This is a genomic window from Dyadobacter chenwenxiniae (assembly GCF_022869785.1).
In the GTDB taxonomy this organism is placed as follows: Bacteria; Bacteroidota; Bacteroidia; order Cytophagales; family Spirosomataceae; genus Dyadobacter; species Dyadobacter chenwenxiniae.
The window spans coordinates 4,614,180-4,640,023 of record NZ_CP094997.1; the positions used below are offsets into that span (position 1 = coordinate 4,614,180).

At 45.8% G+C, this 25,844-nt stretch carries 24 protein-coding genes; 16 read left to right on the plus strand and 8 right to left on the minus strand.

The annotated features are described in order from the left end of the window. Positions 1-103 precede the first annotated feature (103 nt). Both MUK70_RS19615 and MUK70_RS19620 read right to left on the minus strand, forming a co-directional pair. Positions 104-379: an ArsR/SmtB family transcription factor gene (locus tag MUK70_RS19615; RefSeq protein WP_234607700.1), complete on the minus strand. Its 276-nt coding sequence runs from the start codon at positions 377-379 to the stop codon at positions 104-106. A gap of 99 nt (positions 380-478) precedes the next feature. Next, positions 479-697 (minus strand): hypothetical protein, encoded by a 219-nt coding sequence (locus tag MUK70_RS19620; RefSeq protein ID WP_234654740.1) that lies wholly within the window; start codon positions 695-697, stop codon positions 479-481. Between the two features lie 138 nt (positions 698-835). Between MUK70_RS19620 and MUK70_RS19625 the strand changes: the two genes are divergently transcribed. The 3 genes from MUK70_RS19625 to MUK70_RS19635 all read left to right on the plus strand — a co-directional run bounded on the left by MUK70_RS19625 (position 836) and on the right by MUK70_RS19635 (position 6,832). Next, positions 836-1,099, plus strand: coding sequence for a filamentous hemagglutinin (locus MUK70_RS19625; protein WP_234654741.1), 264 nt, complete (start codon positions 836-838; stop codon positions 1,097-1,099). 122 nt (positions 1,100-1,221) lie between these two features. Then, positions 1,222-2,595: an alpha-amylase family glycosyl hydrolase gene (locus tag MUK70_RS19630; RefSeq protein ID WP_234654743.1), complete on the plus strand. Its 1,374-nt coding sequence runs from the start codon at positions 1,222-1,224 to the stop codon at positions 2,593-2,595. A 79-nt stretch (positions 2,596-2,674) separates the two neighbouring features. Continuing rightward, positions 2,675-6,832 carry a carbohydrate-binding protein gene (locus tag MUK70_RS19635; protein ID WP_234654747.1) on the plus strand — a complete coding sequence of 1,386 codons (4,158 nt, stop codon included), beginning with the start codon at positions 2,675-2,677 and terminating at the stop codon, positions 6,830-6,832. Positions 6,833-6,894: 62 nt separating this feature from the next. Here MUK70_RS19635 and MUK70_RS19640 read toward each other — a convergent pair whose 3' ends face one another. Continuing rightward, the gene (locus tag MUK70_RS19640; RefSeq protein ID WP_234607704.1) at positions 6,895-7,917 is read right to left on the minus strand and encodes a GlxA family transcriptional regulator; all 1,023 of its coding nucleotides are present in this window, start codon (positions 7,915-7,917) and stop codon (positions 6,895-6,897) included. Positions 7,918-8,130: 213 nt separating this feature from the next. Here MUK70_RS19640 and MUK70_RS19645 point away from each other — a divergent pair, with 213 nt between their 5' ends. Both MUK70_RS19645 and MUK70_RS19650 read left to right on the plus strand, forming a co-directional pair. Then, positions 8,131-8,628 (plus strand): DUF1579 domain-containing protein, encoded by a 498-nt coding sequence (locus MUK70_RS19645; RefSeq protein WP_234654749.1) that lies wholly within the window; start codon positions 8,131-8,133, stop codon positions 8,626-8,628. 64 nt (positions 8,629-8,692) lie between these two features. Then, entirely contained in the window at positions 8,693-9,859 is a 1,167-nt protein-coding gene (locus MUK70_RS19650) for a M23 family metallopeptidase (protein WP_234654751.1), read from the plus strand. Between the two features lie 111 nt (positions 9,860-9,970). Here MUK70_RS19650 and MUK70_RS19655 read toward each other — a convergent pair whose 3' ends face one another. Continuing rightward, the gene (locus tag MUK70_RS19655; RefSeq protein WP_234654752.1) at positions 9,971-10,381 is read right to left on the minus strand and encodes a hypothetical protein; all 411 of its coding nucleotides are present in this window, start codon (positions 10,379-10,381) and stop codon (positions 9,971-9,973) included. A 200-nt stretch (positions 10,382-10,581) separates the two neighbouring features. Between MUK70_RS19655 and MUK70_RS19660 the strand changes: the two genes are divergently transcribed. The 3 genes from MUK70_RS19660 (at position 10,582) to MUK70_RS19670 (ending at position 13,943) form a co-directional block, all read left to right on the plus strand. After that, the gene (locus MUK70_RS19660; RefSeq protein WP_234654754.1) at positions 10,582-12,504 is read left to right on the plus strand and encodes a tetratricopeptide repeat-containing sensor histidine kinase; all 1,923 of its coding nucleotides are present in this window, start codon (positions 10,582-10,584) and stop codon (positions 12,502-12,504) included. 41 nt (positions 12,505-12,545) lie between these two features. After that, positions 12,546-13,160: a response regulator gene (locus tag MUK70_RS19665; RefSeq protein WP_234607709.1), complete on the plus strand. Its 615-nt coding sequence runs from the start codon at positions 12,546-12,548 to the stop codon at positions 13,158-13,160. A gap of 75 nt (positions 13,161-13,235) precedes the next feature. Then, the gene (locus MUK70_RS19670) at positions 13,236-13,943 is read left to right on the plus strand and encodes a hypothetical protein (protein WP_234654756.1); all 708 of its coding nucleotides are present in this window, start codon (positions 13,236-13,238) and stop codon (positions 13,941-13,943) included. A gap of 4 nt (positions 13,944-13,947) precedes the next feature. On the opposite strand, the gene MUK70_RS19675 is transcribed toward MUK70_RS19670, so the two are convergent. From MUK70_RS19675 to MUK70_RS19685, 3 genes are read right to left on the minus strand one after another with little or no spacing between them, the layout of a single operon-like run. Beyond that, entirely contained in the window at positions 13,948-14,211 is a 264-nt protein-coding gene (locus MUK70_RS19675) for a Txe/YoeB family addiction module toxin (protein ID WP_234654758.1), read from the minus strand. Continuing rightward, positions 14,202-14,417, minus strand: coding sequence for a hypothetical protein (locus tag MUK70_RS19680; RefSeq protein ID WP_234607712.1), 216 nt, complete (start codon positions 14,415-14,417; stop codon positions 14,202-14,204). The genes MUK70_RS19675 and MUK70_RS19680 overlap by 10 nt, the downstream gene beginning before the upstream one ends. 51 nt (positions 14,418-14,468) lie before the next feature. Further along, positions 14,469-15,923: an arylsulfatase gene (locus tag MUK70_RS19685; RefSeq protein ID WP_234654760.1), complete on the minus strand. Its 1,455-nt coding sequence runs from the start codon at positions 15,921-15,923 to the stop codon at positions 14,469-14,471. Positions 15,924-16,269: 346 nt separating this feature from the next. On the opposite strand from MUK70_RS19685, the gene MUK70_RS19690 reads away from it, so the two are divergent. From MUK70_RS19690 to MUK70_RS19725, 8 genes are all read left to right on the plus strand, one after another. Then, positions 16,270-17,328 carry a LacI family DNA-binding transcriptional regulator gene (locus tag MUK70_RS19690; protein WP_234654762.1) on the plus strand — a complete coding sequence of 353 codons (1,059 nt, stop codon included), beginning with the start codon at positions 16,270-16,272 and terminating at the stop codon, positions 17,326-17,328. A 169-nt stretch (positions 17,329-17,497) separates the two neighbouring features. Further along, on the plus strand, positions 17,498-18,505 hold the full coding sequence (locus MUK70_RS19695; RefSeq protein WP_234654764.1) for a Gfo/Idh/MocA family protein: 1,008 nt from the start codon (positions 17,498-17,500) through the stop codon (positions 18,503-18,505). 30 nt (positions 18,506-18,535) lie between these two features. Further along, positions 18,536-19,888, plus strand: a complete 1,353-nt coding sequence (locus tag MUK70_RS19700) for a Gfo/Idh/MocA family protein (protein ID WP_234654766.1) — start codon at positions 18,536-18,538, stop codon at positions 19,886-19,888. 184 nt (positions 19,889-20,072) lie between these two features. Further along, positions 20,073-21,392, plus strand: a complete 1,320-nt coding sequence (locus tag MUK70_RS19705) for a sugar MFS transporter (protein ID WP_234654768.1) — start codon at positions 20,073-20,075, stop codon at positions 21,390-21,392. 116 nt (positions 21,393-21,508) lie between these two features. Continuing rightward, positions 21,509-22,690: an N-acetylglucosamine-6-phosphate deacetylase gene (gene nagA, locus MUK70_RS19710; protein WP_234654770.1), complete on the plus strand. Its 1,182-nt coding sequence runs from the start codon at positions 21,509-21,511 to the stop codon at positions 22,688-22,690. An 11-nt stretch (positions 22,691-22,701) separates the two neighbouring features. Further along, positions 22,702-23,478 carry a glucosamine-6-phosphate deaminase gene (locus MUK70_RS19715; protein WP_234654772.1) on the plus strand — a complete coding sequence of 259 codons (777 nt, stop codon included), beginning with the start codon at positions 22,702-22,704 and terminating at the stop codon, positions 23,476-23,478. 45 nt (positions 23,479-23,523) lie between these two features. Continuing rightward, on the plus strand, positions 23,524-24,903 hold the full coding sequence (locus MUK70_RS19720) for a putative oxidoreductase C-terminal domain-containing protein (protein WP_234654774.1): 1,380 nt from the start codon (positions 23,524-23,526) through the stop codon (positions 24,901-24,903). Between the two features lie 55 nt (positions 24,904-24,958). Then, positions 24,959-25,114 (plus strand): hypothetical protein, encoded by a 156-nt coding sequence (locus tag MUK70_RS19725; protein WP_234654776.1) that lies wholly within the window; start codon positions 24,959-24,961, stop codon positions 25,112-25,114. A gap of 3 nt (positions 25,115-25,117) precedes the next feature. Here the strand turns inward: MUK70_RS19725 and MUK70_RS19730 are convergent, their stop codons facing one another. Next, entirely contained in the window at positions 25,118-25,783 is a 666-nt protein-coding gene (locus tag MUK70_RS19730) for a hypothetical protein (protein ID WP_234654778.1), read from the minus strand. Positions 25,784-25,844 lie beyond the last annotated feature (61 nt).

Sequence of the window (25,844 nt, forward strand, 5' to 3'; positions counted from 1 at the left end):
GACAGACTTAGCAAGTCTGTCCTTTCCGTTCCTTGGCAATAGATGTAAACTTTGGTTACTTATCAATACATCGAAATGTATCGATGTATTTAGGTAAAAAAACTCAGACTTGTAATTTGTTCAAAAACTGAACGTATTCGTTAAGAACCTCTTTGTTCAATCTGTATTTGACGTTTCTCCCTTCTTTCTCCACAACGATCAAATCCGCATCGGTAAGTTGCTTTACATGATGTGAAATCGACGGCTGGGTTAAATCAATGAAATCTGAAATCTCGTGACAATACAAACAATCTTCTTTCTGGCGCAACTCCTGTAATATAAGAATACGGCTGGGGTCGCTCAACGCTTTCGAAATCCGCTCCACTCTCCTGACCTCCATGATTTAAGATATATTGATAAATTTGAATATATTAATAAACTGTACAGTGCGTACATTACAAAGCAAAGGAATAAAAAATTCCATGACGGGCAAAAAAATTCAAAAAAGGCGCGCTAGCCTAACCCGGCCCAGAATAAAGTTACCTCCAATGCCTAACTTTTTGTGAATCACTTTTAAAAACGGCACATCCAGCTGCCTTTTTCCGTTTAATATTTGTGAAATTTTCGCTGAGCCCACGGCGGTTTCCACCAGGAACTGCTCCATTTCCAGCGATTGCCGGATCACTTCCGGCAGCTCTTTTTCCTCTTCTATTATCAAAATTTTTATCAGCCACGAAATTGAGAATTAAAACTGGAAAGAATCTGGAATGCGATCGGTGCGCGGCATGCGATGCGCGGCACAGTTATTGTACCTTATCCGTTTACATTTCAACTGCATAACAAACGTCTGAAAACCATGGATATTTACCAAATAGCTTCTCAATGGGAAGTGTCTAACATTGAAAACGACCCTTCTGACCCGCGTGAAACGCCGCCTTTTGATCCGCGCCCCGAAGTTCCGTGGCCGGATGTGCCCGAAGAAACGCCTCCGTTTGAAAGAGACCCGGAAACGCCTCCAATAAGCCCGGAACCTGAAATGCCTCCCGTTGAACCAGTCATTCCCGAGGTGGAACCGTTGCGGGATCCCGGCGGAGAGCCTGATATCCCGGCTTTTAATTAAGTAGCATCGACAGCCGATGCTGCGTCAGCCGCGCTGCGGAACGCGGCCAAGATAAGTCTCATATACTCCTATTACCGTTTTAAACATCAGTTTGGAGTGAAGTGGCTTAATTTTTTAAAACTATGGATAATAACCAAATCGTAACGGCGCTGTTTGACGCCGTGAATAATAACAATCTTGACATTGCAGGCGCAGACAAAAAATTTTACACCAAACTCGTTTTGCACGCTGCCGAAATTCGTGATCTATACACACAACTATTTAGTGATCACCCCGAATTCAGCGCCAATTTCGCAAAACTGATCGAGGTGCTTATCGCCTCACATTTAAGCCGGTCTCAGGATTTGAAAGACCTCGACCATAAAAAGCATGAAAACTGGTATGTCAGCAACGAGCTCGCCGGGATGAATGTGGATATAAACCATTTCGATGACGGTTTCGGTTCTTTGCCAGACAAACTCACCTACTTCCTCGATCTGGGAATCAATGTGCTCCACCTGAATCATTTTGAAAAAGACATTCAGGAAATTGGTGCCGTCATGCACGAAAATAGCATGTTTCTTATGCTAGATTTGGATCAAACTAACTCGGCAATACAGGACCATTCCGATCCTGCGGCCTTTGTATCCTTACTGACAGATATTTTTACCCATGCGAACGTCGGTGTGGATATTCTTCAGATTGCAGTTCCTGAATTTCCGGGAATTAAATCCCAGATCCACACCACGCTCCAGCTGATCAAACAGTGCCTGCAAGTGACTGCGCCGGGCATGGCCTTGGCAGTTTCATCCAATGATCCGGCGGACGAAGTGATAAAGTTTTTTGGTGAAGGACGGTACATGGCCAAGGAAGCGGATTTTGTTTACAATTACACACAAACGGCCCTCCAATGGGACGCACTGGCTTCCGGTCAGGTGTCCGCGATGGTCGAGGTGGAGGCTGTATTGTTGGAAAAGCCATTCGGCACCACCTGGATTACTTCCACGAGGTCCGATCATAGCAGTGGCGGAACACTGGCCAAGCTATGCGGATTTGAGAAAGCCATTCAGGAAAGAAGCGAAGTGCAGATCAACATGGCTATTCAAAAAATGCTGCTCATGCAGGCCAATAGTTTTTTCATAGGCGGACTTCCTATGTTATCTTATGGTGACGAAGTGGCGGACATTGAAAACGACTTTTTTACCGGAACCAAAAAATTGCTTGCGATCAGGAAAAGCCTGGGCGTGGTTGCGGATACCAAAAATACACGCTGGCTTCCCCGGCACAATATCCATATCGCAGGCTTTGTCCGCAATGGTCGTGAGAATTCACTATTCTGTATTTTTAATTTTAGTGATGAAAGCGCCTATCTCACCTGGCATTCATTCCGTTATAATGGTTTTGCTCCTGAAAAACTTTACGACCATTGGCGTGACGAGTACTTTGAACCCGGAAACGATGCCGAGTTTCTGGTGATAGAGCCCTACGGATTTTATCTGCTCGAAGTGATTGGTTAAATTACCTAGTAAAGTTTCTACATTCATTCTTAAATGATTCAAACAAATTGTATATTCCGTGAAATTATATCTCCGGAGAATGAAAAAACTTTTACTAGCTTACTTTTTACTTACCTCCTTTAGCATTCAGGCACAGTCACATAAGTCGCTTCCAGGTAAGATCGAAGCAGAGGATTATGCAACAATGAACTCAGTGGGCACTGAGGCGACGGGAGACACAGACGGCGGCCAGAATGTTGGCTGGATTCAGGACGGCAGCTGGATGGACTACGACGTCAATGCGACCGTCGCAGGATACTACACATTTCGTTTCAGGGTGGCCAATGGATACAGTCCGGAAGCCAAGCTTTCCCTGAAATCTGCCAGTGGTGAGGTGCTTGGACAGCACGTTTTGCCACAGACAGGCGGCATGCAAAATTACGCCACCGTCAGTTTTGTAGCACTGCTCCCGCAAGGCAACCAGACATTAAGAATTTTTGCGGAAAAAGGAGGTTTTAACTTCAACTGGTTCGAAGCATCCGCGTCGCGGAATGTCTCCGGAAGGATAGAAGCTGAGGATTTTGATGCAGTGAGCGATGTTCGTACGGAAACTACCGCTGATACAGATGGCAATTTGAATGTTAGCTACATTGACGACGGCGATTATCTGGACTACAACATCAAACTCGCCGAAGGCGGCACTTACACAGCGAATTTCCGGATTGCCAACAGTTATGGGTCCGGTGTGATCGAGGTGAGAAGTGGGAACGGAACATTGCTGGGGCAGCTGAATGTGCCGCAAACGGGCGGATGGCAAAACTGGGTAACCGTGAGCACCCAGCTTACATTACCGGCAGGAAGCCAGGTTATCCGCATCGCAACCCCGCAAGGCGCATTCAATTTCAACTGGTTTGAATTCGTTACGCAAGCTGAACCTGAACTTGGCGTCACCATTCCCGCACAAATTCAAGCAGAAAGTTTTGACGCTTCCAGCAATATCGGAACAGAAGCAACCACCGATGATGGCGGCGGCGAAAACGTTGGGAGGATCCAGGACGAAAGCTGGATGGAATATAAGGTAATTGCACCTGAGCAGGGCATTTACACATTCAGTTATCGCGTGGCAAACGGTTACAGCCCTGAAGCTTCTTTTGCATTGAAAAAAAGTGATGGAATGGAATTAGGACGCATTACTGTCCCGCAAACGGGCGGCATGCAAGGCTGGAGAACTGTCAATATGCTTGCAGCATTGCCGGCTGGAAATGAAACCTTGAAAATCCAGTCATTGAAAAGCGGCTGGAACTTTAACTGGTTCGAAGTCAAAGCGTCACGCCCGCTTACTGGCAGAATGGAGGCGGAAACATTCGATCTCGCCAGCGATGTGAGAACAGAAGCGACCACCGACACCGACGGCGGTTCATCGGTCACGTACATTGACGACGCCGATTGGCTGGATTACAACGTGAAGATTGCAGCGGCTGGCACTTATACCATTGGTTTCAGGATTTCAAATAGTTATGGAAATGGGCTAATTGAATTAAAAAATGGCGCTGGCAGCATTCTGGGAAGTGTTAATGTGCCACAAACAGGAGGTTGGAACAATTACAGCACAATCCGTACAACCGTTAACCTTCCGGCGGGGAGCCAGGTCCTGCGCATTTACGCAAACCGTGGTGCTTTTAATCTCAATTGGTTTGAAATCACAACCGGCACCGTTCAGGAACAATCGACAATCACCTTTGGCGAGATTGGCAGTAAAGGTTTGCAGGATGGAACATTTGATCTTGTTGCAAGCAGCAACAATAGTGAGTCACCCGTTACATTCGCTTCTTCCAACACCGCAGTTGCAACTGTCTCCAACGCAACGGGCATTTGGAAAGCTACACTTATCGGAGCAGGACAAACAACGATAACCGCCTCGCAGAGCGCAAGCGAGCATTATCTCCAGGCGGAAAATGTAAGCAGAACTTTGACGGTTACTGAACAAACCACGCCTACCGACCCCATTGCAGGAGCCAAAATTATCCTTGATCCAAAACGCTGGTATCAGCTAACCAATGCTGCCAATGGATTGGACGGGCTTTTTGACGGAAACACGCAAGCCGATGTACTCACCGGCTGGGGCAAAGCCATTGACTATTACGACGCTTACTATCCGCTTAAAGACGGCGAGCAAATTACATTGGAAAGCGTCAGATTTTTCGATTACACCGGCTCGACTGAAAACCAACCGTTTATTCTGTCCGTTATCGATGACCAGTGGAACCGCATTCAGGTGGCAACATTCACAGGATCGGTTTATAATGGCTGGGTAGGCCCTTACCCGGACAGAGCTTCCAATACACAATTCAAGCTGGATGCAACTGTCTCCAACATTCGCTATCTTGTTTTGACGATCCCAAATTTGCTTCCTACCGAGCTGGAACTCTATGGAAGTTACACGCCGGCGCCGCCTTCCAATGCGCCCGGACGCACGAAGAACATTCGATTGAAAGACGTTTTGGGTGTTAATGGCTATGAATGGAATTTCCAGGACGGCGCGCATACTGAATCGCTTGTGGAATCCAAAGTAACTGCCGCCAAAAGTTTTGCAGGTTTCAGACATTATATGGATTGGGAAAAGCTCGAATCCAGAGAAGGTGTTTTTTCCTACAACCCAACATTAAGCGGGAGCTGGAATTATGACTTGATCTACGAAAGATTAAAACAGGAAAATATTGAAGTGCTAGCGTGCCTCAAAACGCTTCCCGGCTGGATGTTAGCTTCCTATCCGGAAGGAGAAAGGGATTCTGAGAATGTGCCGGTGCGCTATGGAAAGGATTTCAAAGACCCGCTTTCCTATATTGAGCAGGCCAAAGTCGCGTTTCAGTATGTTGCGCGCTATGGCAGCAATTTGAATGTTGACCCCTCATTGTTAAAAGTCGATACGATTCCCAGATGGCACGGTGATTATGCCAACACGGTGAAGATAGGTCTTGATTTAATTAAATACATTGAATGCGATAATGAGCGTGATAAATGGTGGAAAGGCAGAAAAGGTTATCAAACCTCGCGCGAATATGCAGCCAACATTTCCGCATTTTATGATGGACATAAAAACACAATGGGTCCTGGCGTGGGTGTGAAAAATGCTGATCCAAACATGAAGGTAGTGATCGCAGGGATGGTAACTGGTCCGGATTATCTGAAAGGCATGGTTGACTGGTGCAAAGAATTCAGAGGATATCGTCCTGACGGCAGCGTAAACCTTTGCTGGGATGTTGTGAACTTCCACCTTTATACGGATGACGCTTCGTCAAGCCAAAGCGGCACCTCCACCCGCGGAGTCGCTCCTGAGGTTGGAAATGCGTATATAACGCTTGACAACTTTGTAAAAACATCTAGAGAAATGTCACAGGAAATGCCGGTTTGGATCACGGAAGCAGGTTATGATCTAACGCAGACCAGCCCGTTGAAGGCGATTCCGATAGGTGACAAATCTCCAATGATAACACAAGCTGACTGGATCCTGCGCACGTCGCTATTCTCGGCCCGCCATGGCATTGAGAAGGTTTTCTATTATCAGATGTATGACGATAACCCTGCGTGGGGATGGATGTTCGGGTCTTCCGGTTTATTGAATGATGATCAGTCCCGAAGGCCTGTTTCGGATTATTTTGTTCAAACAAAAAACCTTTTCGGTGATTATGTTTATAAAGAAACGATTCACGCTGATCCGGTTGTGGATCGTTATGAGCTCAATGGGAAATCACTTTTTATCCTCGCGATCCCTGATGAAGTTGGCCGTACTGCTGAGTACACCCTGAATTTAGGTGAAGCTGGCGTTGCAAAAGTTTACACGCCAACGGCAGGAAGCGATAACATGGCCTTGCAGGAAAAAACCATTGTAGACGGGAAAGTAACGGTTACAGTAACGGAAACACCCATTTTTGTGATTTCTTCAAGTGCGCAAAATGCCCGGACAGTAGCAGCGCCTGAACTGATCAGCGAATTGCCCCTGCATGAAGATGTAAATGTCTTCCCGAATCCAGCCACAGATTTTATCAACATTGAACTGGCCAATGAGAACAGCGCCGATGTGGACTTAAAAGTTTTTGATGCAAAAACAGGAAGACTTTATAAAGACAATCATGTCCAGAAGTCATCAAACAAATTGTCTCACAAGCTCAATCTATCGAATTTACCGATAGGCACCTACATTATTGAAGTGAAGCAGGGAAATCAAAGCACGTTCCGCAAGGTTGTCAAAGTGCATTAAAACGTTACTGAAAAAAGCCGCGCTCAGCATTAACATTCAATGCTGAGCGCGGCTTTTTCCGTTCAAATAATACGATGCCCCGTGTGGGCTGCCACACGGTTCGCCATTCGGCTTCCATCCAGCCTGGAAATGTTAAACTTATCCCGATATTCTTTCGGCGTAACACCAGTACTCTTTTTAAACAGCTGCCGAAACGATTTCAAATCATTATAACCTGAGTTCAGCATCACTTCCAGCACGCTCTGGTCTGTTTGGGCAAGCAGTTTTTTGGCCGCTTCGATGCGCGTCCTTTGTAAATATTCAATAGGTGTGACGCCAACGGCCTGCTTAAACCGCCGCACCACATTGCGCCTGCTTGCAGGAATATCCTGAATCAAAGCCTCAATGGTGCTGCCTTCCTGATATTCTTTTTCAATTTTTTTCTGGGCCATATTTACCAGCCCGTCGCCATGGTCCAGCGAAGGCGAAAAGGTCCCGAAATAAGTTTGCTGCTCCCGGTCCATATCTATCGCGAACATCTTGGCGGTGCGAAGGGTCAGCTCTTTTCCGCAAAACCTTTGGATCAGATAGAGCATTAAATGAAAGCTGCTTGTTGCGCCGCCGCTTGTGTAAATTCCATGATCATCCGTCACAACTGCATCGCTTTTCATAATCACTTCCGGAAAATTGGAAGCCAGGGCCATGGCGGCGTCAATATGTGTTGTCGCCTCCTTTCCGTTCAATAATCCAGCCGCGGCAAGTAAGAAAGCACCTGTACAGAAGCTTCCAATCTCGGCCCCATTTTTATACTGATCCCAAAGCCAGGGAATGCAGGCCTGGTTTTTTGCGATGGATGCCTTCAAGTCACCCGCGCCGAATGCCGGCACTAATATTAAATTTTGCTGCTCGGCAGCAGTTACCGAACTAATTTCATATGCTCCGTAAAACTGCTGTGGATTGACATCAGGCGAGAAAAGTTTTATATTAAAGAAGGGAACTCCGTGCTCCCGCTCATAAAACATGTTTGCTGATTCAAAAACGTCCAGGACAGCGGCTACACTTAGCAAACGATGCTTATTTGTTATCAAAAGACCTAACTGTATCATTGGCTTAACGATTTAAAGCAAAGTGCGGGACAATATAATGTTTTTTTGTCTCAAATGCCCCTGTTAATTGATCCGTTGATATCGTCTCATGATTAAAATATGTCCTTATTTTTGTTTTAAATTTAAATTGAATATTGATATAACGCCACTGATGCACTAATATCCACGAATGCACTAGTGAAATGCTATGCGTTTGGCAAAAATCAAAAACTTATGAGCAAATCAAAATTCGAAATATCCTTGGAATCAGGCGTTCACCAACAACTGCAATCCCTGATCGGAAACTGGAAAGGGACTACAAAAACCTGGTTCGAGCCGGGAGTTCTGGCAGATGAATCGCCTATGGAAGGAACCATTCGCTCTATACTCGGGGGCAGGTTCGTCTTGCACGAATACAAGGGATCGTTAACAGATCAGTCCTTCGAAGGCATTGCCATTTACGGCTACGATGTTCCGAATAATAACTTCCAGTCTGCCTGGATCGACAGTATTCACATGGGCACCAGAATCATGTTATCCAGCGGCGCACCCACGGCATCCGGTTTTTCCGTACTTGGCAGTTACGGTGGCCCGGATATCCCGGCACCCTGGGGCTGGCGAACCACCGTAGTACTTCCCGATAATGATAACCTCATCATCACAGCATACAACATTTCCCCGGAAGGCCAGGAAGACAAAGCCACAGAGACGGTTTACAAGCGGATTGGATAGCCAGTCTTATTTGATGGCACGAATTTGTTAATCTTCGATAACAAGGTTAACTACTTGTCCAAAAATGAAATATCTCATCCGGCTTTTGATTGTGGCGATGGTTGTGGGTTTTGCCGTTTCGTGTAAGCCTGTGCCGGTTTCGCATTGGTTTCCGGTGACGCCACGGGAACATTACGAGAAAGAGCTTTATAAAGCAAAAACGGAGAAAACAGCGGCTGGGCAAACCTGGTTTAGGGTCGGTGATGCTGTTTTGAATGATTCATTGTTTTCGGTCGCACCTTATCAGGAGCGATTTTTCCTGGGCGATTCTGTGCCTGCGCAGGCGATCCGATTGAAGATCCCGGAAGGAAGGAGACTGGTCATTACCCCTTCCCGGGAGCCGAATGATACGTCTGCACATTTCTTTATGGAACTGTATAAGATCAAGCGCAACGGCAAGCCGCAGCGACTCGATTACATTACGGATAAATCGCAAACATTGACCTACACAAATGTCGATAACGACACATTATTGCTCCGCTTGCAAACTGGCTTAAACGAAAGAACAGCCGTTTCACTCGCACTGACCACCGATCCGGCATTGGGTTTCCCCGTTTCCGGCCACAGCATGTCATCTGTGATCAGTTTCTGGGGTGCCGACCGCGATGGTGGGATTCGCTCGCATGAGGGAATTGATATACGGGCAAAACGAGGAACACCCGTTGTTGCAGCTCAAAACGGCTTTGTAACACAGACCGGCACCAATAATTTGGGAGGAAAAATTGTGTTTCTCTCCGCTATCAGCAGTCCTTATTCGCTGTACTATGCACATTTGGACAGTCAGCTCGTCTCGGTAGGGGAACGCGTAGTGGTGGGCGACACACTCGGGTTGGTTGGAAATACGGGCAATGCGATTACAACAGCGCCGCATTTGCATTTCGGGATTTACGCGCGTGGCTCAGGAGCGGTAAACCCTCTGCCATTTATTGATCATCGCAAAGAGAAAGTTCCCGGCTTGCCGGAGCAGTCGCGCTGGCTGGGCGACACGGTTCGTATCCGGCGGAAAGCCAATCTATATGTTTCTCCACAGTTCGAGAAATCAGGTCAGATCGCTTCCCTGCCCGTAAATACATTGGTCAGGATATCAGGCGAAATGGCCAAAGGTTTCCGAGTAGAACTGGAAAACGGGACAAAGGGATACATTCCAACGGTGCCGCTGGAATCTTACTCAAAACAACTCTCTTCGAATTGATAACATTTAAACAAAATCCGGGAACAGATCACTGGTAAATCTGACCCGGATTTGCATACAGCCTGGAAGCAAACGCCTCGGACTGTGATCGGTTATGTTATATAGAGGGAACTATTGTTTGTCGGCGATCATTTCCAATTCTTGGCCTTCAAAAACCACGAAAAAGTTCAGCTTATTTGATTTAACACTTCCTACTTTATCTGTTCCTTCGTAAATGTCGATGCCTGTGCTTCCGGCATTTTTGAGGGTTAATGTTCCCAAATCTTCATCCGGTTCAGAAACACCGTCCGCTTTAATTTTCATTTTTGCAGTCACCACTTCGGCAGAAAATTTATCCAGATGAACTGTGATGATGGCGCCATTCAATGGCTCGTTAACCCCGTCCACACGCAGCTCGCTTACCTTGTAAGTGCCAGCCACTTGCGCGGCCAGTTCGGGAGCCGGGTCCTTGTCGTTGTCTTTATCTTTCTCGCAGGCAAAAAATAATGTACTCAGAAACAAAATAAGAAAAATCTTTTTCATGGCTTTTTGATTAATAATTGAATAAATAAATGTTATAAAATGTCCTCTTTGACTCAACAAAGGTAGATGCCTACATGCCAGGCAATCAATCCTCTAAAAGTAGGATTTTCGAAAAATCATGCTTTTAGAGGATATTATTGAAAGGTTTTATTTAGGAATTTTACACCCGTAATTTTCAGCCAAAACTCCTCCGTGAATCGATGAAATTAATTTACAGGACAGCCCTACTCATTTTTATTTATGCTCATGCAAGCGCCCAAAGCGGGGATGCTATTTTGAAAAAAATCAGGGAAAGTAAAGAAGATACAAACCGGGTGCTGGCTTACATTGAATACGGCAATCTACTGGAAAACCAGAATCTCGACAGCGCCGGCAAATATTATTTGAAAGCAGAAGCATTAAGCCAAAAGCTGAACTATCCCACTGGGAAATTTAAATTCCGCTCCAATTATACCTATATCCTGAACCTCCAAGGGAAATTTGAGCAGGGACTTAAACTCAACAAAGAGAGCTTGGAAATTGCGCAAAAGATGAAACATCAGGTTAACATAGGAAAAAGCTTTGCCAATATCGCGACCAGCTATGTTTATATGGGCAATTTCACGGAGGCCATTAAATATTACCAGCGATCGGCAGACCAGTTTGAGAAGTTGGGAATGAAGGAATTTTTGCCAAGACTCTACATTAGCATCGGGTCCGCATTTGAGCATGCCAATCTTTTTAATAAATCATTGGTATACAAACAAAAAGCATTGCAATTGGCCCGCCCCATGAAGGACAGCCTCCAACTGGCCGACATTTTAACCAATCTCGGAGGCTGCTATTTCAATTTGAAGCGCTATAAGGAAGGTTTAGCAGTATATAATGAAGGCCTTGCAGTGGCGCAAAAGATTAAGTCTGACATTTTTGTAGTGCAGGCTTACGGCGGACTCTGCCGTGTGAACCGGGGTTTGAAAAAGCTGGACGTTGCAAGAGAATATGGGGAAAAAGGCTTGGATTTGGCAAGAAAATCGGGCAATGTGTTTCTGGAAATGGAATGTTTGCGGGCACTCATGTTCGTTGCCGAAGACAGCAACCAGCCCGAGCTCTCTGCCAAGTATACCAGGGAAGCGCTCAAAATTGCAGAAGCCAACGAAATGACGGACCATTTGGTGGAGCTGTACGAAGACTACGCAACCGATCTGGCGCGCGAAAACAATTACAAGGGCGCGTATGATTATCTGATGAAATACACGATCATGAATGACTCGATCCAGGGGCTTGACATTCAAAAGCAATTGCAGGAATTGGATACGAAATATCTGACTGCCCAAAAGGAAAAGCAGATCGTCACGCTGGAAAAAGAGAAACAGACACGTAATACATTAATTTACAGCCTTATAGCTGGCTTGGTCGTATTTGCACTGATAGCAGTTTTAGTTTACAGAAACATTGCGATCCGTAAGCGGATCGCCGAACAGGAAGTTTTACAATTGCAGCAGGAAAAACAGCTGGTAGCCACAAATTCAATTTTGAAGGGCCAGGAAGAAGAACGCACCCGCGTAGCCAGAGACTTGCATGACGGTCTCGGCGGATTATTATCTGGTATCAAATTAACTTTAAATTCCGTGAAAGGAAATGTAATTCTGCCCGAGGAAAGCGCTATGACCTTTACCCGGGCACTCACACAACTTGACGGCGCGATCAACGAAATGCGCCGCGTGGCACACAGCATGATGCCCGAAACATTGGTCCGCTTTGGCCTGATCGAAGCGCTCAACGATTTTTGCGAAGGCATTAGCGCTTCCGGCCAGCTAAAAGTGGTTATGCAGGACTTCGGCTTCGATGAACGCCTCGATTCATCCATTGAAATTGTGCTTTACCGCGTCGTGCAGGAGCTTTTAAATAATGTGCTTAAATATGCGGAAGCAACGGAAGCGCAGGTGCAGCTTACCCGGATTGGCAACAATGTGAGCCTCACTGTGGAAGACAACGGTAAAGGTTTTGATATAAACAGCCTGGAAACCAGCAAAGGAGCAGGTTTTAGAAATGTGCAGGCCCGGGTTGATTACCTGAATGGCAAGCTCGACATTCAATCCACACCCGAAGAGGGCACATCAGTGCTGGTAGAAATTGTCGTATGACTTACTTTTAAAAAAAACGTATCCCAACTTATTGGAAAATTATGAGTGTCAAAATCCTGATTGTAGATGATCACCCTCTGGTTTTGGAAGGCCTGAAATCGCTTCTTTCCGAAAGTGAGGGCATATCGGTCGTAGGCACCGCCACGAATGCCATTGACGCCATTGCATTTCTCAAATCCAACGAAGTCGATCTGGCTTTTTTGGACATTAACCTGCCCGATATCAGCGGCATTGAGCTTTGCAAGAAAGTAAAGGATCAATTCCCGGAAGTGAAAACGCTTGCATTAAGCACATTCAGCGAGCGGGCTTATGTTTCGCGCATGATCCAGAATGGTGCTTCGGGATATCTGATCAAGAGTTCGAGCAAGGAAGAGATCCTGGAAGCCATTCAGCAAGTTCAGGCTGGTGGTTACTTCATGAATGTCAATTTCGATCAGGCCGCCGCGCCTGCGCCAAAAACAATCCCGTTCCTGACCCGCCGCGAAAAAGAAGTCCTGATCCTCATCGCCGAAGGCCTCACCAACCCCCAGATCGCCGATAAACTATTCATAAGCGTCACCACAGTAAACAGCCACCGTCAAAACCTGTTAATGAAGTTTGAAGTTTCAAATACCGCCTCGCTGATAAAGCTAGCAGCGGGGTTGGGGCTGATTTGATTAGACTTTCCCTGTCTTGGAAAGTCTGGGCTGGCAAGGATTTTTTATTCCTATTAAGAATATCAATCCTTACATATGATTAAAACGGTTTACTGGTTTTTTCTTGCGTTGGTTTTTTCTGCAACGAGCGCCTATGCGCAGCTTACAATTTTTAATGTTTCTTCGTCTGAGATTACGGAAAAGAATAAATTAAGTTTTCAGCAGCAATTTGAAATTCAAGATGTTATCAATTCTACAACCACTGCTACTTATGGGTTGGGGAAATTTTGGGAAGTGGGGGTCAATGTTTTCAATGTGAACTACGAACGCGCTTCACATCATTTTGTCCACAACGATTCCAGCACAATTCAGCCCTATGCGCCCTTGCTTCTTGTTAATACGCAGAAGTTATTTGACATAAACAAGGTCTTCGGAGTCGGAATAGGCGGTCTGGTTGGGACAAATCTTGCCCATAAGAAGCATCTGGTCTATTTTACTTACACCAATCTGGCGGCCTCGCTTGCGGATGGACATTATAAACTTGCAGCCGGAGGTTATTTGGCAAATAACGGTTACCTGGGCGAAGGTCCTATCGAAGGAGTCCAGCTTGGCCTTGATGCAGGCATCTGGTATGAAAAAATCCATATACTTGCCGACTGGCTTTCGGGATCGCATTCGAAAGGCCAGCTTTCTACGGGCGTTGGAATCTATTTCTTGAAACATTTGCCCGTCTCCGTTGGCTGGCAACGCTCCAATGCCGATGGCTCCCAAGGCTGGGTGCTGCAAGTAACGTATGTGCCGTGACGTTTTATTTGGTGTAATGGAAGCGACATTGAATGATGATAACCTTGTCGCTTTGTATTTCATAGACCAGCCTATGCTCATCCGTAATCCTTCGCGACCAGTAGCCGGATAGTTCATGTTTTAAAGGCTCAGGCTTTCCAATTCCATCGAAAGGAGTTTCCAGAATGGAACTGATTAGACTTCTGATTTTCTTTAAAATCGCCTCATTCCCCGACCTTTTCCAATATTGAAGTTGTATTTCAGCTTTTTGTGTAAACTCTATTTCCATATATCATCAAGGCCAATCTTGCGGGTTTTTCCGTCCTTGGCTTCTTGAATAGAGTCTAAGAGCTCAGTCTTATTTGTTGAGTTACTTAATAGATAATCGGTTGTATCCTGTTCCTGGCAAGTCTGATAATTGATACCAACGGTTTTGAGAAAAGCTTTAAGTGTGCTGATCTGCTCATCGTCTCCCTGAATAATTAACGTCTCCATATTGGCTAATTTTGGTATGTTAAAGATACCAATTTATTTCAAAATGCAATTTCACTCATTCGTCACCAGACTTCCAAACGGAAACAATGCAGATGAAACGTGCGCCTTGTTCATGATTTGTCCGAGTTCTTTGGCTTTTTCAGGGAATCGAAGGGTGATATTGGTGGTTTCGCCCGGATCTTTGGAAAGGTCATACAATTCGACCAGCGCATCCGGGTTCCCAGCAGCTTTTAACCTAACCGCTTTCCAGTTTCCTTGCCTGACCGCTTGCCGGCCTCCCTGTTCATGGAATTCCCAATACAAGTAATCATGCTTCCTTTGGGTTGGCTTGCCCTTTAAAGCATCTGTAAATGATATGCCGTCAATGTTACGTGGGGACGGGGCGTTAGCCAGTTCCGTAAATGTGGGCAGGACGTCCCAGAATGCGCCTATATAATCGCTTTTTGAGCCTGGCTTAATAACCCCCGGCCAGCGTGCCGCAAATGGCTCCCTCACTCCGCCTTCATACAAATCGCGCTTCGCGCCACGGAAACCGCCGCTGCTGTTGAAAAATTTCGGGTCCGCGCCGCCTTCTACGTGCGGGCCATTGTCGCTGGTGAAAATAACGAGCGTATTTTTATCGAGTCCTTTCTCTTTTAATTTATCTAAAACCTGGCCTACGTACATGTCCAGGCGTGTGACCATGGCAGCAAATGTAGCCCGGGGATATTCCTGGGACGCATAACCGCCGCTTTTTGCATTGGAACCATAATCTGCGCCGCGATGAAATTTCTCTTCAAACTTGCCTTTGTAAGACTGGAAAATGCTGTCATCCGGAACGATTAACTCGGCGTGCGGCAGAATGTAAGGCAGGAACAGGAAAAATGGCTGCTTACCATCGCGGCTATCCATAAAGCTCAATGCCTTTTTCTGGATGAGATCGGGTGCGTATTCTTTGTTATAAAGCAGATTTTTATTGGCTTCGAGCACTATTTTCTTATCGTTTTCCCAAAGGTGATTCGGGTAATAGCGATGCGCAAGACTTTGGCAGTTATAGCCAAAAAACTGATTAAACCCCTGTTTATTAGGATCTCCTTCCGAGCCGACAGGGCCCAGCCCCCACTTCCCAAATGCTCCGGTAACGTAACCAGCTTTTTGCAAAATTTCGGCAACTGTCATAACAGAATCAGCAATAGGTTGCTGGCCCTCCGGCGAAACGCTTTTATTTCCTCTGATGAATGTATGACCTGTGTGCTGGCCTGTTAGTAACGAAGACCTGGAAGGTGCACAGACAGAAGTTCCTGCATAAAACTGATTAAAAATCATCCCTTCCCGCGCCAGACGGTCAATGTTAGGCGTTTTAATGTGCCTTTGTCCATTAAATCCGACATCCCCGTAACCGAGGTCATCGGCAAGAATAAAAATAATATTGGGACGAGCTGTTTTTGAGGCCTGAGTCTGTGCGATTAATTCCACTCCGGTGAGATGAACCAGTAAGCAGCAAATCAGCGCAATAACGTTTTTCATTATTTACTACTATATTTGATACACATCAAAAAGACATTGAAACCGCTGGAATACTTGAAGTTCGGTGGCTATATTTGCCCTGATACCCTACGACAGCACAGACGACTCGCATGAAATTGACAACCACCGAAAATTCCGGCAAGTCGGTCCTGAGCTGTCTCATAGGGTATCAGGGTTCAATAATGTGTATCCTGATGCATTTTTGAAGACTAATCTACTTACTTGATAGACAAAATAAGAATATAAAAAGCAAACAAGCAATAGCCATAAGTAATAAAGCGCTGCGGACAGGTAGATTTTTTTAAATACAACTTCTTTGGTCATCTATTACTACTAACCTTTCCCGATGGAGAAAGACAATACTTATTTTGGCGTAAAGGAGATTGCGCGGCGTGCCAATGTTTCGATTGCCACGGTGGACAGGGTCATTCATAACCGCACCGGTGTTTCGGAAAAAACCAAAAGAAAGATCAATGAGATCATTAAAGAGCTTGATTATCAGCCTAATATACTGGCAAGCCGCTTAGCTTCACGAAAGATCATTTCGCTCGCTGTACTGCTTCCAAAGGTTTCCCCGGAGACCGATTTCTGGGAAGCGCCGCTTAAAGGAATCGTTCGTGCGCAGCAGGAAATCAAAAAATACGGCGTCCAGGTCAGCACATTCCTTTTCGATTTGAATGATCACAATTCTTTCAATGAACAAACAAAATTAATTCTGGAAGGCACCTTTCACGGTGTTTTGCTGGCGCCTTCTTTTGTGGAGGAAGCCCGCGAGTTTGCCAGGACTTGTAACAAATCGAAGATTCCTTTTACATTCATCGATTCGGACATTCCGGATCAGGAGAATTTGGCCTATATCGGCCCTCATTTGTTCCAAAGCGGATATGTAGGCGCAAAGTTGCTGACTTACCGGCTGAAAGAAAAGCACAAAGTGCTGGTTGTCAATATTTCAAAAGACACGGATACTTATAATTATCTGCAAATAGAAGAGGGTTTTCGTTCGTATTTCAAGGATCACAGCCTGCCGGGTGAAATTATTCGTGTGGACATTAAGGATACGGACAACCTTTCCGTGACGCGCGACCTCAAACGCATCCTGCATACACATGAAGACATTGAAGCGATTTTTGTGACTAACTCGCGTGTCTCCGCTGTAGCCTCGTTTCTTGAAAAAAACAAGCGCGGAGACATTTCCCTGATCGGTTATGACTTCCTTAAAGAGAATGTCCGCTATCTGAATGAAGGACTCATAGATTTTCTGATCTGCCACAAACCCGAGGAGCAAGGTTACCGCGGATTAATGGCGTTATATCAGACCCTGGTGCTCGGATTGCCCGTGGAGAAGGTGCATTTTATGCCCATTGATATCATTACGAGGGAGAACCAGGCATTTTATCAAAATTGATGGCATATTGAATTATAGCCATATAAAGTCTTTTGTTTTGGGGTTAGCTCAAAATTTTTCTTATTGAAAATGCCCAAAAACTTGTCAATAAAAATATATTCGTATATTTACGGGTACGTACCCGAATTCATTTACAGCGGTCTATTCCTAAACACTTTACTTTCCATATATGCATCTGAGCAGAAGGAACTTCATTCTCCAATCCGTCGCAACCGGCGCGGGATTGGGATTACTGGATTATTTACCTGCATTTTCCAAACCAGCTGATGGTAAAAGAGTTGGCATTATCGGCCTGGACACCTCTCACAGCATTGCTTTTACCAAAGCATTAAATGCAGATCAGCCGGATCCTGTTTATGATGGCTACAAAGTCACTGCTGCGTATCCCTATGGAAGCAAGGACATCGAATCCAGCACGAAACGCATTCCCGGATACATTGATGAAGTAAAGAAAATGGGTGTGAAAATCGCAGGCTCAATTCAGGACCTGCTGGCCGAAACCGATGTTATCCTTTTAGAAACCAATGATGGCCGCCTGCATTTGGAACAAGCACTCGAAGTTTTCAAAGCAGGCAAAAGAATGTTTATCGACAAACCCGTAGCCGGCTCGTTATCAGACGCAATTGCAATTTATAATGCTGCCGAAAAATATAAGATTCCTGTTTTCTCCGCATCTTCTTTGCGCTATATTAAAGGACTCGAAAATATAGACAAAACCAAGGTTTTAGGCGCGGACACATACAGCCCGGCGGTTCTGGAAAAAACCCATCCTGATTTTTTTTGGTATGGCGTTCATGGGGTCGAGACGCTTTACACCGTCATGGGAACGGGTTGCAAAAGCGTCACACGTGTGAGCACGCCTAACACGGACATCGTAGTGGGCATCTGGGGCGACGGACGCACCGGCACATTCCGGGGGACGCGAACTGGAAAGCACGATTACGGTGGGACGGTTTTCACGGAGGACGGCAACAAGGTTTTGGGACCTTATGCCGGTTATGAGCCGCTTTTGGTGGATATTATTAAATATTTCAAAACGGGTGAAATGCCCGTGACGCCGCAGGAAACAATAGAAATTTTTGCATTTATGGAAGCCGCCGACGAAAGCAAGCGGCAAGGCGGAAAAAGCGTAACATTGGAAACTGTGCTTAATAAAGCAAAGAAGGGTGGCAAATAACTCAGACAAATTCCTAACCATCAATATGATATGAAAAATATTCCTAACGAAAGACGAGACTTTTTAAAGAAGACGCTGGCAGGAAGTGCATTGCTCACTGTGGGTGGCATTTTGCCGGGTTTCAGTCCTAAAAGTTATGCGAAGATTATTGGGGCCAATGAAAAAGTACGCGTGGGCGTCATGGGCGTGAACAGCCGTGGATTGGCGCTTTCTTCTAACTATGCACTGCAGCCCAACTGCGAGGTCGTTTCGATCTCCGATGTGGATTCCAGAGCGGCGGAAAAATGCATCAATGCGGTTAACGACATTCAAAAATCCAAGCCTGCAAATACACCTGATTTCCGGAAGGCGCTGGAAAATAAGGATATGGACGCATTGGTAATCGCTGCACCCGATCACTGGCATGCACCGGCGGCTATTTTAGCTTCTAAGGCCGGTAAGCATGTTTATCTTGAAAAACCTTGCAGCCACAACCCCAACGAAGGCGAAATGTTGATCGCGGCAGCCAAAAAATACAAGAATGTAATTCAAATGGGCAACCAGCGCCGTTCGTGGCCGAATGTAATGGCTGCGATTAAAGAGGTGCATAGCGGTGCCATTGGTCGTCCATATTTTGTGAAAGGCTGGTATACCAATAACAGGGCGTCTATTGGCGTTGGAAAGGAGACTGCCGTTCCGTCGTGGCTGGATTACGAATTATGGCAAGGACCTGCACCGCGCCGGGCTTATAAGGACAATCTGGTACATTACAACTGGCACTGGCTCTGGAACTGGGGAACCGGCGAAGCACTCAATAACGGCACGCACATGCTGGACTTGATGCGTTGGGGATTGCAGGTTGAGTATCCCAATCGCGTCACCTCTTCGGGTGGACGTTTCCGCTATAAAGATGACTGGGAAACACCTGATACGCAGGTTATTAATCTTGAATTTGATAATAACACCGCCATGACCTGGGAAGGAAGAAGCTGTAACGGCCGGACAATTGAAGGCAGCAGCGTGGGTGTGGTTTTCTACGGTGAAAATGGCTCACTGCAAATTGGTGAAGGCAACACTTACACGATTTACGGACTGGATAACAAGGTTGTTAAGGAGGTAAAAAATGACTTTGTGATTGACCCAAGAAATAAAATGAATCCTTCGCAGGGACTTGACGCATTGCACATTCAGAATTTCTTTGATGCTATTAAAAAAGGGACTCCCTTAGCTTCTGAGATTGTCGGCGGGCATCAAAGCACGCTGCTGGCGCAACTAGGCAACATTGCCTTCCGCTCCGGTGGAACATTAAATGTGGACTCTTCAAATGGACACATTAAAAACAACAAAGAGGCCGAAAAACTCTGGAAAAGAGAATATCAAAAAGGCTGGGAACCGACTGTTTAATATCAAATTGCCCCGGGCTTAAGCCCGGGGCAAAGAATTGAGGATATGAAAAGCTTTTCTTAGTGTTCAGTCAGATTCCAACTATGGATTTCAAACCGAGTTCAATAAATCAATTTGATTGAAACAGCAAATCAAAAAAAAACAAATTGCCCCGGGCTTAAGCCCGGGGCAAACAATTAAGGATATGAAAAGTGCTTCTGTTGCAATCAAAGTTGAAGATCTTTCGAAGCGGGAAACAATGATCTCGATCTTTTTGATCGGGCTAATGTTCTTCATTTTCGGCTTTGTTTCCTGGGTGAATTCCATCCTCATCCCTTATTTCAAAATCGCTTGCGAGCTTACGAGTTTTCAGGCTTACCTGGTCGCATTTGCGTTTTATATCGCTTACTTCGTCATGTCGGTGCCTTCTTCCTACTTGCTGAGAGCGGTGGGTTTTAAGAAAGGGATGATGTTTGGATTTTGGTCGATGGCTTTGGGTGCATTCATTTTTGTGCCCGCCGCCATGTCTCGAACCTATGAGATTTTCCTGCTTGGGTTGTTCACCATTGGCATTGGTTTGGCTATTTTACAAACTGCCGCTAATCCTTACATTACCATTTTAGGAGCAAAGGAACGCGCAGCCCAACGCATCAGCATCATGGGAATTTGCAACAAAGCAGCCGGCATTTTATCGCCAATCGTTTTTGCAGCCGTCATCCTCCGCCCTACCGACACGGCCATGTTCCAACAACTAAGCTCGATGACGGACATGGAGCGCAGCGCAGCGTTGGACGAGCTGATTCGCAGGGTAATCAATCCATATATTGGCCTTGGAAGCTTTCTTTTCATCCTTGGTTTTTTGGTTTACAAATCGCCCTTGCCGGAAATTGATACGGAACATGAAAGTGAGGTGTTGGCAACTGCCAATGCAGGCAAAACTAGCATTTTCCAGTTCCCGCATTTGATTCTGGGCGCAATAGCGATCTTTTTGCACGTAGGAACGCAGGTGATTGCCATTGACACTATTATTGGTTATGCCAATTCAATGGGCATTGATCTGCTGGAAGCCAAGGTTTTTCCTTCCTACACGCTCTTCTGCACCATTTGCGGGTATTTGATTGGAATAACCGTCATTCCCAAATACATCAGTCAGGTTACTGCGCTCAGGATCTGCACATTGCTGGGGACGATTTTTACATTGCTGATCATTTTTGCAAAAGGAGAAATTCACTTTTTGGGGCATGCGGCAGACATTTCGATTTGGTTTGTGGTGTTGCTGGGGTTGGCTAATTCGCTGGTTTGGGCGGGCATATGGCCCTTGGCACTGGATGATCTGGGCCGGTTTACCAAGCTTGGCGCTTCGATTATGATTATGGGACTTTGCGGAAATGCCATTATGCCGCTTTTTTACGGGTATTTCGCCGACACACTGGATGTCAGACAGGCTTACTGGGTGCTGCTGCCATGCTATTTATATCTGGTTTTCTATGCGGTGAAGGGGCATAAGCTGAGGAGATGGCGATAAGGTGGCGGCTTTCTGCCATCGGCTGTCAGCTTTCGGCTATCGGCTTTGTTAAATTGTTATATAATATAAAAATAAAAGAGGCTGACGGCTGATTGCCAAAAGCCGATAGCCAACCAATGCGCTTAAAAATAACAAATGGTCACATCATTACTCCGTTCCGGTATATCCGGAACGGGACATTACTGGTTGAAGATGGCGTGATCCTCGGCATACATGAACGGAATGTTGATTTTCCCAATGCGGAGATTATCGATGCAGGTGGAAATTACATTGCGCCGGGGTTTATCGATCTGCACATTCACGGCGGTGGGGGTCATGATTTTATGGACGGAACGGTGGATGCGTTTTTGCGCATTGCCGAAACTCATGCCAAATATGGAACCACGGCCATGGTTCCCACGACATTAACCAGTGAAAAAGAGGATTTGCTGCAAACGCTGGACAATTATGAAAAGGCCAATGCGACAAATCTGAAAGGCGCTCAATTCCTGGGAATGCACCTGGAAGGGCCCTATTTTGCATTGAGTCAGAGGGGTGCGCAAGATCCGCGCTACATCCGCAATCCCGATCCGAAAGAATATGAGGAAGTGCTGGCTTATTCCTCGTCAATCACGCGGTGGAGTGCTGCGCCGGAGCTTCCGGGAGCCATTGATTTTGGTAAAAGATTGAAACAAAAAGGCATTCTGGCAGCCGTAGCGCATACGGATGCCATTTATGAAGAAGTGCTGGACGCTTATGAAAACGGTTACACGCTGGCAACGCACTTGTATTCAGCCATGTCCGGCGTGACACGCAAAAATGCATTTCGCTACGCCGGAACCATTGAAAGCGCTTTTTTGCTCGATATGGATGTGGAGATCATCGCAGACGGCGTGCATTTGCCTGCTCCCCTTTTGAAATTAATATATAAAATAAAAGGCCCCGACCGCATTGCATTAATCACCGACGCCATGCGCGCGGCCGGAATGCCCGAAGGAGAAAGCACATTAGGATCGCTAAAAAATGGCTTAAAAGTGATCGTCGAAGACGGCGTCGCCAAGCTCCCGGACCGCACTTCCTTCGCCGGAAGCGTTTCCACGACAGATCGGTTGGTCAGAAATATGGTGCAAATGGCGGATGTTTCCCTGCTCGATTCGGTGCGGATGATGACCGCCACGCCCGCGCGCATTATGGGCGTTGACCACAAAAAAGGCACATTAGTGGCCGGGAAAGATGCTGACATCGTCATTTTTGACAGTGACATTAACATTCAAAAAACAATAGTAAGAGGCAGAGTTATTTACGACAAGCAATTTTAACAAGCAAGAATATGAAGGTTGACGATTTGGAAATAAAAATTTTCGACACCAGACAAGAAATGGGACTCAATGCAGCCAAAATGGTTGCCAATAAAATCCGTGAATTACAGCAAAACCAGGATTCAATAAATATCATTTTCGCATCCGCACCTTCCCAGAACGAGTTTTTAACAGGATTAATAGAGGAAAGTGGAATTGAATGGGAGAAAGTCAATGCTTTTCATATGGACGAATATGTGGGCCTTCCCGATGACGCGCCTCAAAACTTCGGCAATTTTCTGAAAGTCAACTTATTCGATTTTGTGCCATTAAAATCGGTTTCGTATCTGAATGGCAATGCGGAAGACATTGAAGAGGAATGTGATCGCTATGCGCAGTTATTAGAAGAAAATCCGATTGATATTGTTTGTCTGGGCATCGGGGAGAACGGGCATTTGGCATTCAACGATCCGCATGTGGCATTTTTTGATGATCCGCTGATTGTAAAACAAGTGGATCTGGACCACGCTTGCCGTCAGCAACAAGTGAATGATGCGTGTTTTGACACATTTGACGAAGTGCCGCAAACGGCGTTGACGCTCACGATCCCAACATTAATGAAGGCAAAATATGCTTTTGCGATGGTTCCGGGTGAGAAAAAAGCGCAGGCCATTTACCACACCGTTGCCGAAGAAATTCAGGAAGAATATCCCTCCACGATCCTCCGCAAACATCCGCACGCGATTTTGTTTATTGATAAGGCAAGTTCAGGGAAACTGAAAGAAATTTCGTCATACAGTCAGGCCTAACAGCATTTTTGGGCCTATCTTGCATTATTACCTCAATCCACCAACATGAGAAACAAACTCTTGACAATCGCTTTCATGAGCGCTATGGCATTAAATCAGGGATGTGATACGAAGAAGGAAGAAGCCAAAGACGAAACTACCAAAAAACCATTAAGCCTGATCGTGGTCGAACCCGGTCACTTTCACGCGGCTCTTGTTCAGAAATCCATGTATCCGGATGTCGATTCTGTGGTGCATGTGTATGCGTCCGAAGGCCCGGATGTGAAGGCGTATCTGGATAAAGTTGAGAAATACAATGCGAGTCCGAAAGATCCGACACGCTGGAAGGAAGAAGTTTACACGGGTTCTGATTTTCTTGAAAAAATGCTTTCAGAAAAGAAAGGAAATGTTGTCATACTGGCTGGAAATAACCAAAAAAAGACCGATTACATCAAGCAATCCGTAGACGCGGGACTGAATGTGCTTGCAGATAAACCCATGGCCATTGACGCGGCTGGTTTTGAAAAGTTAAAAGAAGCATTTGCAAGCGCCGAAAAAAACAAAGTGCTGCTTTATGACATCATGACCGAGCGTTATGAGATCACCAATGCATTACAGCGCGAACTGGCCAACATGCCAGACATTTTCGGTGAGCTGCAAAAAGGAACAGCGGAGAATCCAGCGGTTGCAAAAGAAAGTGTGCACCATTTTTTCAAATACATCTCCGGCGAACCCCTCGTGCGCCCAACCTGGTTTTTTGATGTAAAACAACAAGGCGAAGGCATGGTGGACGTAACCACGCACCTCGTTGACCTTGTACAATGGAGCTGTTTCCCAAACACCGAATTGGACTACAAAAAAGACATTAAACTCCTTTCCGCAAAACGCACCGCTACGAAGCTCACCAAATCACAATTCAAGCTCGTAACCAAAAACGACAACTTTCCCGATTTCCTGAGCAAAGACGTAAAAGACACGACATTAAGCGTTTATTCAAATGGCGCTATGAATTACACCGTAAAAGGTGTACATGCCAAAGTCTCAGTATTGTGGAATTTCCAGGCACCCGAAGGCACCGGCGACACACATTACTCGATCATGAAAGGCTCCAAAGCCAACCTGATCGTACGCCAAGGCAAAGAGCAGAAATATAAGCCCGTGCTTTACATTGAGACCATTGACAAATCAAAAGCCTACGAAGACGCAGTGGCTAACAGCTTCAAAATGGTCCAAGGAAAATACCCAGGCATTGAGCTGAAAAAGAACGCAGCCGGCTGGGAAGTGAGTATTCCTGCAAAATATGACAACGGCCACGAAGCGCACTTCGCCCAGGTTGCTAACAAGTATATGGAGTATTTGAAGGCTGGTCAGCTTCCAAGGTGGGAAGTGCCAAATATGATTGCCAAGTATTATTTGACGACGTTGGCTTTGAAGGAGGCTAAGTGAGGGGATTGCTGGTTTGTTGGCATTGAATATTTTCCGTTGCTTAAAAGCAACGGGCATGTGGAGGGAAAATTCGCTCATTAAGTTTGTGCGGCTGAGCGTACCGGGCCGCCGGGCGGTCGAAGCACGCTACTTCTTGGTAACGTGCTTCGACTCCGCTCAGCAGGACAGGGTTAGTTACGATTTGCTATTTTTTCTTTCGCGCTATCGGTAACGACTACATCCCAGCCCTATACAACGCAAACCCCACTTTCCCAAAAACACCTCTACCCGTTATCCCAGTCCCAGTTCTATCCCTTTTCGCAGCAGTCAAATCCTGTCTGTATTCTGCTGAAATGCTTAATCTTCGCCACTTTGCGCCCATTGAACCAGAGGCCACCGGAATAATCCGATCGTAACCGAATGCATCGTTGGTCATAATGTTCCCAAGTTTTGCTTCTCGCTGCACAGCGGCGATGAACATGTTTGCTCCTACTTTGCCATCTACCAATAGCCTTACTTTTGATTTTGGATTGACATACCAACGAATCCCGGCGTCAATTGCGCCTCGGTGATGCATTTCTTTTTTTATCCAACTTCCAGCCGTCCGGCTCGCTTCACCGTACATGTCAACAAACATTTTCTTTTGCGAATAGCTGATTTGCGCCAAAGCAGAAAGCCTAGAATTTATAACGCGCTCTGCGTAAAAGCCAGCTCCACGTGAATAATATGAGGGAAAGTTTTCAATGTAGCCATTTGGAAGTTCACCCCAGTTGTAATATTCTCGATTGTACCAATCTCTGCCGTGCTCTATCTGAATGCCCGCTTCCCAACGCGAAGCTTGCTGCGCACATAGCTGGAAAGGAGACAGCGTTAATAAGGAAATTACCGCCAATATTCTCATGGCATTTGAAGGATAGGTTTGAACAACTTAGAACAATAAGCGCTATGTGCTTCTATTTCTC